Source organism: Pseudoflavonifractor sp. MCC625 (assembly GCF_018784545.1).
GTDB lineage: Bacteria > Bacillota > Clostridia > Oscillospirales > Oscillospiraceae > Pseudoflavonifractor_A > Pseudoflavonifractor_A gallinarum.
In genome coordinates this window covers 230,961-244,307 of record NZ_WQOJ01000010.1, presented here as the reverse complement: position 1 = coordinate 244,307, position 13,347 = coordinate 230,961, and the positions used below count along the sequence as shown (strand labels likewise).

The 13,347-nt window shown below is 49.9% G+C and carries 12 protein-coding genes; 2 read left to right on the top strand and 10 right to left on the bottom strand.

The window, feature by feature from the left end; all coding sequences use genetic code 11:
* Window positions 1–3 precede the first annotated feature (3 nt).
* Together GPK94_RS04050 and GPK94_RS04045 are read left to right on the top strand one after the other, a co-directional pair.
* A complete protein-coding gene (locus GPK94_RS04050; RefSeq protein ID WP_215654624.1) occupies window positions 4–756 on the top strand; it encodes an amino acid ABC transporter ATP-binding protein in 753 nt (250 codons plus the stop codon).
* A 15-nt stretch (window positions 757–771) separates the two neighbouring features.
* Complete coding sequence (locus tag GPK94_RS04045) at window positions 772–1,854, top strand: uroporphyrinogen decarboxylase family protein (protein WP_215654621.1); 1,083 nt, start codon at window positions 772–774, stop codon at window positions 1,852–1,854.
* A gap of 241 nt (window positions 1,855–2,095) precedes the next feature.
* Here GPK94_RS04045 and GPK94_RS04040 read toward each other — a convergent pair whose 3' ends face one another.
* From GPK94_RS04040 to GPK94_RS03995, 10 genes are all read right to left on the bottom strand, one after another.
* Window positions 2,096–3,370 (bottom strand): dihydrolipoamide acetyltransferase family protein, encoded by a 1,275-nt coding sequence (locus GPK94_RS04040; protein ID WP_215654619.1) that lies wholly within the window; start codon window positions 3,368–3,370, stop codon window positions 2,096–2,098.
* 34 nt (window positions 3,371–3,404) lie between these two features.
* Window positions 3,405–4,364, bottom strand: a complete 960-nt coding sequence (gene mch / locus GPK94_RS04035; RefSeq protein WP_215654617.1) for a methenyltetrahydromethanopterin cyclohydrolase — start codon at window positions 4,362–4,364, stop codon at window positions 3,405–3,407.
* A 181-nt stretch (window positions 4,365–4,545) separates the two neighbouring features.
* Entirely contained in the window at window positions 4,546–5,598 is a 1,053-nt protein-coding gene (locus tag GPK94_RS04030) for a BMP family protein (protein WP_215654615.1), read from the bottom strand.
* Window positions 5,599–5,687: 89 nt separating this feature from the next.
* On the bottom strand, window positions 5,688–6,737 hold the full coding sequence (locus GPK94_RS04025; RefSeq protein WP_215654613.1) for a BMP family protein: 1,050 nt from the start codon (window positions 6,735–6,737) through the stop codon (window positions 5,688–5,690).
* A 50-nt stretch (window positions 6,738–6,787) separates the two neighbouring features.
* Window positions 6,788–7,717: an ABC transporter permease gene (locus GPK94_RS04020; protein ID WP_215654611.1), complete on the bottom strand. Its 930-nt coding sequence runs from the start codon at window positions 7,715–7,717 to the stop codon at window positions 6,788–6,790.
* 2 nt (window positions 7,718–7,719) lie between these two features.
* Window positions 7,720–8,787 carry an ABC transporter permease gene (locus GPK94_RS04015; protein ID WP_215654609.1) on the bottom strand — a complete coding sequence of 356 codons (1,068 nt, stop codon included), beginning with the start codon at window positions 8,785–8,787 and terminating at the stop codon, window positions 7,720–7,722.
* Window positions 8,788–8,790: 3 nt separating this feature from the next.
* The gene (locus GPK94_RS04010; RefSeq protein WP_215654607.1) at window positions 8,791–10,320 is read right to left on the bottom strand and encodes an ABC transporter ATP-binding protein; all 1,530 of its coding nucleotides are present in this window, start codon (window positions 10,318–10,320) and stop codon (window positions 8,791–8,793) included.
* Between the two features lie 178 nt (window positions 10,321–10,498).
* Window positions 10,499–11,479, bottom strand: coding sequence for an alpha-ketoacid dehydrogenase subunit beta (locus GPK94_RS04005; protein WP_215654605.1), 981 nt, complete (start codon window positions 11,477–11,479; stop codon window positions 10,499–10,501).
* Entirely contained in the window at window positions 11,472–12,455 is a 984-nt protein-coding gene (locus GPK94_RS04000; protein ID WP_346727985.1) for a thiamine pyrophosphate-dependent dehydrogenase E1 component subunit alpha, read from the bottom strand. The genes GPK94_RS04005 and GPK94_RS04000 overlap by 8 nt, the downstream gene beginning before the upstream one ends.
* 24 nt (window positions 12,456–12,479) lie before the next feature.
* Entirely contained in the window at window positions 12,480–13,190 is a 711-nt protein-coding gene (locus GPK94_RS03995; protein ID WP_215654603.1) for an SDR family NAD(P)-dependent oxidoreductase, read from the bottom strand.
* Window positions 13,191–13,347 lie beyond the last annotated feature (157 nt).

Below are 13,347 nucleotides of genomic sequence, written 5' to 3'. Positions count from 1 at the left end.
AAAATGATTCAAATTGAACATCTCTATAAAAATTTTGGACCCACACAGGTATTGAAGGACATCAACCTGCGCATCGAGCAGGGCGATGTGGTTGCCATACTGGGGCCTTCCGGCACCGGAAAATCCACCCTGCTGCGCTGTTTGAATTACCTGGTCACTCCCACCAGCGGCATTATAACCGTGGGTGATGTGCGGGTGGATGCCCAGAAATACCGGAAGCAGGATGTACTTGCCCTGCGAAAACACCTGGCCATGGTATTCCAAAATTACAATCTGTTTCGAAATATGACTGCGTTGGAAAATGTAGCCGAAGCACTGATCACGGTCCACCGCCGCCCCAAGTCCGAGGCAATGGAAACTGCCCTCAGGCTGCTCCAGAAAGTGGGGATGGAGGAGCGGAAAGACTTCTATCCCTCAAAGCTATCCGGCGGACAGCAGCAGCGTGTGGCCATCGCCCGTGCATTGGCCGTAAATCCGGATGTCATTCTCTTTGATGAACCGACCTCAGCGCTGGACCCTGAGCTGGTTGGAGAAGTACTGCGTGTCATGCAGGAGCTGGCTCGTGAGGGGTCCACCATGCTGGTGGTAACCCATGAGATCGGCTTTGCACGCAGTGTGGCCAGCCGTGTGCTCTTTATGGACGGCGGCGAGATTGCCGCCGATGGTCGGCCCGATGAGATTCTGGACCACCCAAAGCAAGAGCGCATTCGTCAATTTCTCAACATCATGGAGCATCAGCCCATCTCCGACCAATGACCATAGGAGGGAACAATGGATAGAATGACGAGCAGCGAACGCATGGCATGTCTGTTTGCAGGAAAGCGCCCGGACCGGGTCCCGGTCATCCCCCATATGGAGGCCTTTGCCGGTGTCATGTGCGGAATGTCAACTTACGAGTGGTATAATTTCCCCGAGAATGCATACCGCAGCCAAATCTGGTGTCAGGAACTGTTCGGCTATGACGGCGGAAAATGCTATGACGTGTCCTCTGGAATCGCCGGAGATTTTCCAGGCGGCGAGGTCATTATTCCGCAGGAGCCACGGCTTTCTCTGCCCTATGCGTCCCGCTTGGCCGCTCCAACAGAGGCCGATGTGGAAAAGCTCACCCTGCCGCGCAGCATTGATGAGACATTTGATGCCAAACGCATCCTGGAGTTCAACCGGATCTGCTACCGCAACGGAGAGGGCGTCTCTGTATTTGCCGGTTCCCCCACCAGTGTGGTGCAGTACTTGGTCGGCGCAGAAAATCTGGTCCGCTGGATGATCAAAAAACCCGAGCTGGTCCACCGCCTGATGCGTTTTGCCACGGATTATATCTATTTTTTGGCTCAGGCATATCTGGATGAGTTTGGACCAGAACCTCTGGGTGCCGGAATGGCCTGTCCATTGGAGTCCAATGCACTTCTCTCCCCGCGCCAGTTTGAAACCTTTTGTCTGCCCTATCTGGTGGAGATCTTTGAAACGTATCGGGAGTGGAATATCCCCATTACGGGCCTGCATCTGTGCGGCCGTCATGATAAAAATCTTCCCATCATCAAGGCAAACATCCCCTTCCACGGAAGAACTCTGATTACAGTGGGCGCCGAGACCGATTTGGAGTATCTGGGAAAAGTCATGGGCCCTGATTTTATTTTGGGCGGAAACGTACGCAGCATTACCCTTCAAAATGGAACGCCGGAAGAAGTTTATGCGGAATGCGCGGCTATTTTGAAGAAAATGAAGTATTTCCCCGGCGGCTTTGTGCTTACGCCTGAGTGTACCATCAGTTACCTGACCCCGCCAGCCAACTTTTATGCCATGCTAAAAGCCGCAAGAGAGCTGGGCGCATACGATCCCAGCGAATCTTTCCACTAACACTTTTTATGGGATATCTTTCTTTGAAATCCAATAATTTTTTCTATCAAAGCTGTTATCACAATGCAAATAATCCAGAAAGATTCCATAAATCGTTTAAAATCGTATAGAAGTAGAAACTGCCAGAGGTCCATGACCTCTGGCAGTTTCTACTTGCCCAATTTTCCAAACACCGGTACAGAATATTGTCGATCTTATGCTTTGACCTCAATTGCCCTAATCTTTCTGCTTCAAAGAAGAACTAGCACCACCGGAAATTCTGCAGTCCTTCCACCACTTCCTGAAGGTAACGCGCGCAGGGAGCGCCGTTCGACACCCTGTGATCATGGGTCAGACTCAAATTCATAACATGTTCCATAAAGATGCCATCATTGTGGTCTACGGGCTTCCGAATGATGGCTCCAACTCCCAGAATCGTACTCTCCGGTGCATTGAGAACAGGCGTAAAATAAGTAACTCCAAACATTCCTAGATTTGTTATCGTAGTCACAGAATTTCCCAAGTCCGTCTGTTCCAAGCGGCCAGTCTTAGCCTTATCGGTCAAGGTTGCCAACTCGACACAAATGGTACGCAGATCTTTCAGATTTGCCTTTCGAATGACCGGAACAATCAGTCCGGCAGGAATATCCACCGCTACACCAATGTCAATCTGTTCGCAAATCTTAATGTGCTCCTCATCTACCATCTGTGTCCGGACAGCAGGGTGATTTTCCAGTGCCATAGCTACTGCCTTAATTATCATAGCTGTGTAGCTGAGTTTGATACCGGCGGCACCATACTTTCCTTTGATCGATTGATATACTTTTACCAAATTCTGTACATTAGCCTCGGTTGCTAGTGTAGTCTGAGCAGAAGTCGACATACTGGTATACATCGATTTACAAATCGCGTTTTGCATGGGGGACATTTTAATGACCTGTTCTCCCGTCTCCACACCGGCATAAATGGGCTGAATCAGAGAAGCTGTACGGCATAGCACAGGTTCTGCTTTGGGTACCGGTTGCACAGAGTTTAGCTCCGGAGTGGATGGAACTGCCGCAGCTTTCGGACGGCCAAACTTTTTGAGATCAGCAATTGTAATGGCACCAGCTATCCCCGTACCCGTAATATGTGCATATTCCAGCCCTAACTCCTCCGCCCTCTTTTTGGCCTTGGGCGTAATTTTTACCTCTTCATTTGGAACGGGGCGAGAGATAGTCGGAGCCGCTGTCTGCTCACCGTACTCTGCAAGATCTTCTCTTACTGTGCCGCTCAACACAGAGGAGATGTCTTCATCAGCCGAATCTGCCAATACACATATAAGTTCTCCACAAAGGGCTGTTTCATCTTCTTGAAGAACAATTTTCCGTACTATGCCGTCAGCCGGAGCTTCAGCGGTATTGGTAAGCTTCTCAGAATTGATCTCCACCAGGGCATCCCCTTTTTGGACGGTATCGCCCTCCTGAACCAGCCAGGAGGCGATCGTGCCCTCCTCCATTGACAAACCAAATTTAGGCATCTTAACGGCTGTTACCATACTCTGCTCTCCTCCCGTTCTGACTTACCTTCCATCAACTCAAGAAGCTGCGTTCCAGCAATTCGTAATTAATTTCACCAGCATGGAAGCAGCGGCCGGTATTGACATTATGGAACTGGCATTTGGCAATCGAGTGTACATCCACCTCTACATGGAAGAAATTGCGTCCCGCTTTGTCAAACACATCTGCAAAGAGTTCGCCATACTTTGGCGAGGACGTCACCCCTACCATTTTATGGATTACCTGCTCAATATCCTCATCTCTCGCATCCACCCAGAACTCCGCCTCACTGCCGTAGATCAGTGCATCATTAATCCGTCCCATGGTCTTTAACTCATCCTTGACGACAGGGGCAATGGGGGCTCGTCCACGGCACATGACAATCTGTTCGGCACTAAAGCCGTTGCGCATCATTTTGTGGCAGGACTGCTCAATAATGCGGGCAGAAACCTGCATGGAGGCAGTCATACAGGTGCTATCGCTGATCAGAATATAGGTATTCTCCGGTTTTACATGGCAGGCCTGTGCGATCTCCAGCGCCAGTGCATCATTCGGCAGCTTTATATCCTGAAGACACACTACCGCCTTATCATTTTGATCCCGGTAAGGTGTCATATGGATGTAATGATCCGACTCTGCCACCGCTTGAGAGCGAGCTGGGCCAGAGGCAATGGTTGCATACTCCCCGGTTCCCAAGCTCCAACCGGCAATCTCACTGGCCATACAGGCAATCATAGGCTGCTCTACAAACACTTCTACTGCCGCAAAAGAGTAGGTATCGTTGAGCTTAAAATTTCCCAGCTGCACTATGGCAAGGTCACCCAAGGTCGCTCTGGTAAATAAAAGTGCTCCCTTCCAGCTGCCCTTACATTCCAGTCCCATATCCACCACTGTGGCGCCACAATTCAGTTTATGTATCCTGCACCCCAGAGCGTCTGCGTTGGTTATAATCTCATTGACAACTCCCATGACGTTTTCTGTCAAACTAAACATGCAGGTCAACCTCCTCAAGTAGCGAGCCGATGTTCCATGTGCCATACTTCAAAAACATCGCCGCTCTGGCCTTATAAATAGGCTAAAAGAATGAACGGATGACTCACTGAGCAGTTTTGCTCCGTTAAAATGCCCGCTGACCCGGAGTCCTTCCAGACCAGCGGGCAAGTACGTGCACTACTTATTCATACTCGTTTGGCACGTGAATTTCGCCAGACTTCACTTTTTCAATCGTTTCATTTACCTGATCCATGACATCCTGCGGAATTTCGGCAGCCAAGGCTTCATTCCATACCAGGGTAACAGAGCCGTCAGCCATACCGGTAAACAGAATTTCCGGCTGGTCAATTCCCTCAAGGATCGCATTGACCGCTGCGATATAGGCCTTGTCGTAATGGCAGATCGTAGAGATTACCACATGGTCAGGAGCCTCACTGCTATAATCGGCCAGCGCGCCAACATTTTTAACATTGTCTGTTTCCATGACCGCTTTCAGAGAACCCAGCGTACCCGCATCTGCGTTGGAGAATGTCCAGTCTGCACCTGCATTGATCTGATTTTTGGTTGTCTCATACGCCTCATTCGCATCCACGCTGGATAATACGGCATACATACACTCAATGTCCGGATTGACACTCTCAGCGCCCATCTGCATAGAACGGGTAGTTTTGGTATAGGCCGGGAAGTCTCCACCCACTACCATACCGATCTTATTTGTTTTCGTCGTCAGTGCCATGAGCACACCGGCTACATAGGTACTCTCCTCATAAGCAATGTTAACCGGGAACTGATTCTCTGTAACTACATTGCCGCCGTTGGTGACAAACCAAGTGTCCGGATAATCGGCGCTGATTTCCTCAAAGGGGCTGGCGTACTCTCCGCCATGACCAAATATGATGTCATACCCCTCATCAGCCAGGGTCTCCGCCTCACTTTTAATTTTGTCGGCAGTGGCAGCCTCAATAACCACTACCTCCACACCAAACTCTTCTCCAACAGTCGCTGCCGCCTCAGCGCCCAACTGGCAGTAGCCTCCATCCGTCGGGGACCCGGGAATCAGCATGGCCATTTTCATATTGGATACATCAGTATGGTTTTCAGCCTCATTGCCGTCTTCCTGTGTGCCGCTAGCAGTCGGTTTGGAAGTATCACCGCCATTGCTTCCCGTATTGGAGCAACCCACCATGCCCAATACCATTGCAAGTGCAAGAAACAGCGCAAATAGCTTTTTCATCGAGTACCCTCCTCTTTATATTCAATTTCCTCCATCGAACATTCTATCAGGGCAAATCTCTTCAAAACCTATGTGGGATAAAAGTTATCTTATTCGTACTCATTCGGAACATCGATCTCTCCGGACTTAATCTTTTCAATCGTATCGTCTGCTGCGTCAATAACCTCCTGGGGGATCTGTCCCTTCAGAGCCTCATTCCAAACCAGTCGCACCGCTCCGTCGCTCATTCCAATAAACATGAAATCACTCTTCTCAATTCCTTCTGCAACTGCTTCTACCGCCGCCACATACGCTATGTTGTAGTCGCAGATACAGGAAAGCAGACAATTTTCAGGGGCTTCCATACTGTAATCGGCCAGCGCACCGATACAATAGATGTCATTGTCCACAGCCGCCTTTATGGAACCCAAAGATCCTTCATTCGCGTTGGAGAAAATGACATCGGCGCCAGAATTAATCTGGTTGGTAGAGGTCTCATAGGCTTCATTCATGTCAATATTGGTCAGTACGGCAAACATACACTCGATCGCATCATTGACACTCTTGGCCCCCAGCTCCATAGCACGGGTCGTTTTGGTGTAAGAGGGAAAATCTCCGCCCACCAACATACCAATCTTGTTGCTCTGTGTCATCATACCGGCTACGACGCCAGCTACATAGGTGCTCTCCTCAAACGTAATATTCAGCGGGAACTGATTTTCTGTGACCTCAGTCCCTCCCACGGTAATAAACCAGGTATCCGGATAATCACCGCTGATCTCGGCAAAGGGGCTGGCATACTGTCCGCCGTGCCCAAAGATGATGTCATAACCTTCTTCTGCCAAGGTCTCCGCTTCGGTCTTCATTTTGTCCGCAGTGGAGGCCTCAATCGTTACTGCCTCACACCCCAGTTGATCTGCCACAGCCTGGGTCGCTTCCGCACCAAGCTGACAAAATCCTCCATCTGTTACCGACCCCGGAACCAGTGTGGCAACTTTCAAACTGGAGACATCTCCTCCGCCGCCACCCTGTGATGTCTGGTTCTGATTTGCCGAATTATTTGGAGCTGTTTCCTCTATCGGTTTAGAAGAACAGGCGAATAGGCTCATCAAAAGGCACAGTGATAAAACGGTCGCAGCTATTTTTCTAAAGTGCTTCATTACAGCATACTCCTTCCTACGGAAACCTCTCCCTTTCAGAGGTGCCAAGCCTAAGATTTGATATACGGTACACCTTGCGCACTGGGAGCGCCCACCTTTTTCTTACTTACCGCAACTACAGCCACTACCGTAGCCACATAGGGAATCATCATAATAATGTTGTTCGGTACATTTACGCCCAAATTTTGGACACTCATCTGCAAGGCGTTGGCCGCACCAAAGAGAAGTGAGCCTCCTGTAATGCCCAAAGGCGTCCACTTTCCCAAGATAACCACAGCCATAGCAATAAAGCCTTTACCACCTGTCATATCCTCGCCAAAGGCATTCGTCTGCGCAATGGAGAGGTATGCGCCGGCCAATCCCAGCAGTGCACCACTGGCTAAAGTTGTCAGATAACGGATTCGGATCACATTGATTCCCAGGGAATCAGCCGCTTTGGGATGCTCTCCGCAGGCCGTAATCTTCAAGCCCAAAGATGTGTGATAGATAATAAACCAGAAAACCCCTATCAGCAGAAAGGCAATATAGACCAAAACATTGTGGTTAAACAGCATATCACCGATCACCGGAATGTTGCTGAGCAGCGGAATGGGCACATTGGGGAAGCTATCCACCATCATGCCGCTGATGCCGTTTCCTACCTGGTAAAACATTTTTCGATAGAGTACGCTGGTAATTCCCGCTCCCAGCATATTGATTGCAGCACCTACGACCACTTGCTGTGTTTTGCAGGAAATAGCAAGTACCGCAAAAATTGCTGTAAATGCGACGCCTACAATCATGGCAATCAGAGCACCATACCAATAGCTGCCTAACAATCTGGTGGCCGCATAGCCCGCAAAAGCCCCCATCAGCATAATGCCTTCTGCACCAATGTTCATCATACCAGCCCGCTCAGCGATAGACAGTCCCAGCGCAGCAATCAGTAGCGGGGTTGCCATACGAACCGTAGCGGCAAGAAAATACGACAGTTGTTCCATGGCTAAGCCCCCTTCTTAACCGTTTTTAAGCCTTTTTTTCCCCATCCCTTCAACAACAGATGGCTAACTGCGGCTAGGGCTACAAAGACCACAACAATTCCTTGGAAAATGTTAACAAACGATGCGGATACATCTGCTGCCCGCTGCATGGCAGTCGATCCGGCATTCAGGAATCCAAACAGCAGAGAACTAAAAATAACGCCAATCGGGTTATTATTCGCCAGAACAGAGATCGCAATGGCGGTGTATCCATAGCCAGGGGACATATTCTCAAAGAGATAATGTGTATTTCCTGCCAGCTCAATCGCACCGCCCAGACCCGCGATCCCGCCGCTGATCAGCATTGCTTTGACCATCGTGCTGCTGGTGTTGACGCCGCCACACTGGGCCGCTACTTTGTTGTAGCCAACCGCCCGCAGCTCATAGCCGTAATAGGTCTTAAAAAGTCCGATGTACATAATGACGGCAATAATGCATGCTACAAAAAAGCCGATGTGCAGACGGGTATTCGGAATGATGTAGCTCAGGTAAGCTTGTTCGGCAATTTTGAAGGACTGCGGTTCCACCTGGCTGGTATCCCGCAGCGGCCCCCGGACCAGATATCCCAAAAACTGCAGCGCGATGTAATTAAACATAATGGTCGTAATGACCTCAGATACCCCGTGACGCGCTTTCAGGTAGCCGGGAATCATACCCCAAAAGGCTCCACCGATGGCACCGGCAATACACATCAGGACAATCAGTACAGGACCGGGCAGCATATCCAGATAGATCCCCACATACCCTGCCGAGATCGCTCCCATCAGGAATTGTCCTTCTGTACCAATGTTAAAAACGCTGCAGCGATAGGAGACTGCCACCGCAATACCGGTAAACACCAGAGGACTCGCCTTATTCAGGGTATTGCCAAATGATTTGACATTGCGGAATGTAGCGTCCCAAAGCGCTCCAAATGCGTCTGGTGCACTGTAGCCAGCTGCTGTTAACACCACCCAGCAGACAATTAATGCCGCAATAATTGCCAGTGCCGGCATCCAAATGGAACGCAGAGCACTTTTCAGCTTTTCCACTGCCTACACCACCTTCCCGCTCTCCGGAATCTCTTTCACAGGACACCCCGCCATCAGCAAGCTGAACGTCTCCAGTGGAGTGTCATATTTTACTTCTCCCATGAAGGTGCCATTGTACATTACCAGAATGCGATCACTCAGCGAGATGATTTCATCCAAGTCTGTGGATATGAGTAGTACTGCTTTTTTCTTATTGCGCTCCTCCACCAACTTACGCCGCACAAACTCAGTGGCTCCAATATCCAAACCACGGGTAGGCTGAATGGCTAACATGACGTTAGGCTGTCGGTCCACCTCTCTCGCCAGGATCACTTTCTGTTGGTTGCCTCCTGACAGACCGCCTGCCAAATATTCAACATCGGCCGGACGAACGTCAAATTCTTCTACCAGCTGTTTGGCGTGCTCCTCAATGGCCGCCTGCTTCATGAAAATTCCATTGGAATATTTATCGCTGCGCTGCATTCCCATAATCAGGTTTTCTTTGATCGGGAACTGCAACACCAGACCCTTTTTCAAGCGGTCATCCGGTATATGGGCCAAGCCCTCATCCAAACGGTGCCGGATGGTGGAGCGGGTAACCACATTGCCGTTCAGTTTGATCTCTCCATGTTCAATCCGGCGCAGGCCCACAATCGCTTCGCCCAATTCGAGCTGTCCATTGCCATCTACACCTGCAATCCCCAATATTTCGCCTTCCCGAACAGAAAAACTTACACCCTTTACGGTTTCAAAGCCTTTGTTGTTTTTTACGGTAAGATTACTGACCTCCAGCAAAGGAGCTCCAAATTCTCCACCCGTAATTTGACGCTCCAGATCTACATTCCGACCTACCATCATACGGGCAAGCGCATTTTCATCTGTTTCCGCCACTCGCACCGTATCCACAACCCGTCCTTGCCGCATAACGGTAACTCGATCTGCGTAATTGAGCACTTCGCTCATTTTGTGGGTGATCAAGATGATGGAGTACCCTTCTCTGGACAGTGCTTTGACCGAATCAAACAGCTCCACTACCTCATCGGGAGTAAGCACCGCAGAGGGTTCATCCAAAATCAAAATACGGGCCCGACGCATCAGCACCTTGAGAATTTCCACCTTCTGCTGCACGCCCACCGGAATCTGCCAAATAAGGGCATCCGACTTGACATTAAACCCAAACTTTGTGTTCAATTCCTCCACGCGCCGCTGAAGCTCCTTGCGGTGAAGTACAAATCCAGCCTCCTTCATTCCCAGGAAAATGTTCTCTGTTACAGTTAACTGGGGTATCAGCATAAAATGCTGGTGAACCATGCCGATTCCTTTTGAAATGGCGACACTTGGGCTGCCCATATTCACTTCCTCACCATTAATAAGGATGGTGCCTTTATCGTGCATATACAGCCCATAAAGAATATTCATCAGCGTGGATTTTCCAGCGCCATTCTCGCCTAAAAGAGCATGAATTTCTCCTTCTTCGACACTGAAGTTAATATCCTCATTGGCGCAAAAATTGCCAAAATACTTATAGATATGGCGCATTTCAACAATACTCATGGCACGACTCCTTTTTTGATTTCAGCGCATCCATAATACGGCAGAGTTTAGCTATGTGGTATCTCTGAACCTCTGGCCGGGGTGAGTCTTCCCCATCCACAGGCACGTATCTCTTGCGGCACGCCAGACTGGTTGCTGGTCTTTCCCGGATCTTTTAAAGCGCCCCGACCGGTTGCACTTAATACTCTACGGTACTGCGGATTGCACGCAGGACCTTATCCAGGTTGGGCATAATAAAGTCCTCCATGCAGGGAGCATATGCAGTGGGAACATCCTCTGAAGTCACCCGCTTGACAGGGGCTTTCAGGTACTCAAATAGCTCCTCAGAAGCAGCTATCGCTCCCAGCTCAGCGCCGAACCCCATAAATTGAGGTCCTTCCTGCACAACCACCAATCGGCCGGTACGGCCTACCGACTGGATAATGGTCTCCTTATCCAGCGGGAACAGGGTACGCGGATCAATCACTTCTACACTGATTCCCTCCTGGGCCAGCTGTTCTGCCGCTTTCAGGGCTAGATCCGTCATCATCATGGTCGCCACCACGGTGACATCGCTTCCCTGCCGCTTTACCTCCGCTTGATAGAGCGGCAATTCATAGTAGTCCTGGGGTACCTCGCCCTTTACATTGTACAGTCCCTTATGTTCCAAGAAAATCACAGGATTGTTATCCCGAATCGAGGCATTCAGCAGTCCTTTTGCCTCATAGGGAGTGGAGGGTGCCACCACCACCAACCCAGGTATGTTCATGAGCCAAGGCTCTACACACTGAGAATGGTGATATGCACATCGAATTCCGCCGCCGGTGGAAGCCCGGACTGTGATAGCAGCGCTGGCCTCTCCGCCATACATAAAATTCATTTTTGCGGCATTGTTGACAATCTGGTCAAAGCACACGCCTAAGAAATCCGCAAACATAATCTCGGCCACCGGGCGCAGCCCTAAAGCGGCAGCTCCGCTGCAAAGGCCAATAATAGCCTGCTCGGACAGGGGCGTATCATAGGCCCGCTCTGGCCACTTCTGCCAGATACCCTGGGTGATGCCAAAGTCTCCACCCATCTTGGCCACATCCTCGCCAATAATAAAAACGTTCTCGTCTCGCTCCATGGACTGATGCAGGGCCTCGTTAAGAGCTTTGCTAAAAGAGAGCTTCCTAGGCATTGTGTACTTCCACCTTTCTTCCTGCGTATACATGCAGCATGGCATCCTCGGGCTTGGGGTCCGGACTACTCATGGCGTAGTCCACCAGTGTGTCCACCTCGGCATTGACATCGGACTGAATCTGATCAAATTCCTTATCCGTCATCCCCTGTGCGGCCAACTGTTCCCGCAGTTTTTTGATGGGGCAGCGATTGTTGATCCACTCATCAACTTCCTCCTGAGGACGGTAGGCCGCAGGATCGCCAGCGAAGTGTCCCTGCCATCGGTAGGTCATCAGTTCCAACAAAAACGGTCCTTTCCCGGTCCGGGCATGTTCTGTCGCCCGGCTGACCGCCTCATAGACCTTTACCACATCATTTCCATCCACAACCTCATGGGGTACATTGTAGCCATCCGCCCAAGTGGCCAGCTGTTTGATATTGTAGGCTTCCGAGTAATGGGTGGCGATGGCATACTCATTGTTCGCAAGGATATAGACTACGGGCAATTTCCAGGTGGCAGCCAAGTTGATGCTCTCATGGCAGGCGCCCTCGCCCAAGGTTCCGTCTCCCATAAAGACCGCCGTTACATCATCCTCATGCTTATACTTGGCATAAAACGCCGGTCCCAAAGCGGACACCACGTTGGACCCCTGGATACCGTTGTTTCCCATATTGCGCACTTTTAAATCGGCCACATGCATTGAACCGCCCCGTCCGCCGTTGATACCGGTGGCTTTGCCAAAGATCTCAGCCATAACCGCCTTTTTATCCGTACCAAACAGACTAATTGCTCCATGACAGCGGTGATCCGGATATTTGTAGTCCGTCGGTTTCAGGGCATACACCGCTCCGACCTGTACGGCTTCCTGTCCGATTCCCAGGTGTACAAATCCCGGAATGAAACCTTTTTTGGAGTATTCGTCTACCTTCTCCTCAAATCGTCTGATAAACACCATGTCATAGTACATCTTTTTCAATGTTTCCAGATCTAACACATTAACCGCTCCTTTTTCATTGCTTTATAAATAATCTCCAAAAAACTCCAATGCAGCTCCCTTAAATCCCCTGGCCTCATCCGAAGACAGATACATGATGGTATTGGCAACATCCGTAGGCTGAAGCATTTTTTCTTTGGGAATACTGGTGCGCTGTTTGACCTCAGCCGTATTGGTCAGCCCCAAAATAATCGTATTAACATTGAGGCCATAGTCACGTACCTCTTCCATCAACGTAATCCCAAACGAGACCACACCACCTTTTGCAGCTGCATAGGCACTATAACCTGGAAACGCATGCTGGGCAGCACTGGATGCTATATTGACGATTTTGCCGTATCTTCTGGCCTTCATCCCGGGCAGGACATACTTGCAGCACAGAAATGTACCATCCAAGATGACCCGCATCGGAGCTTGCCAGTCCTCCAGTGACAACTCATCCACCTTTCCTCCCCGAAAAATTGCAGCGTTGTTGATTAAAATATCCACTCCGCCCCAAATGTCTTCCAATGCTTTGACTGCATTCCTCACTTCCGATTCTTTTGATACATCACATGGAATTGCCCGTGCCTGGCCCCCGCTCTGGCGTATTTCTTCTTCCAAAGATTGAATATCCGTTTGCGTACGAGCGATCAATCCAACACGTGCACCGGCAGCTGCAAACTGTTTGGCTGTTGTACGTCCAACTCCCTTTCCTGCTCCTGTGAGCATCACCACACGATTTGAAAAGTCCACTTCTCCACCTCTTTCCTAGTTCCCGCCCAAATTTCTAAACTGGCAATGGCACAAATCCACTTGCCCAAAAATACATGCAAGCCATGTGCCAAACAGAAAAATATCTATTGATTTTTCACTCTATATTGTGCAAAATATCTATATACTTACTTTTTAC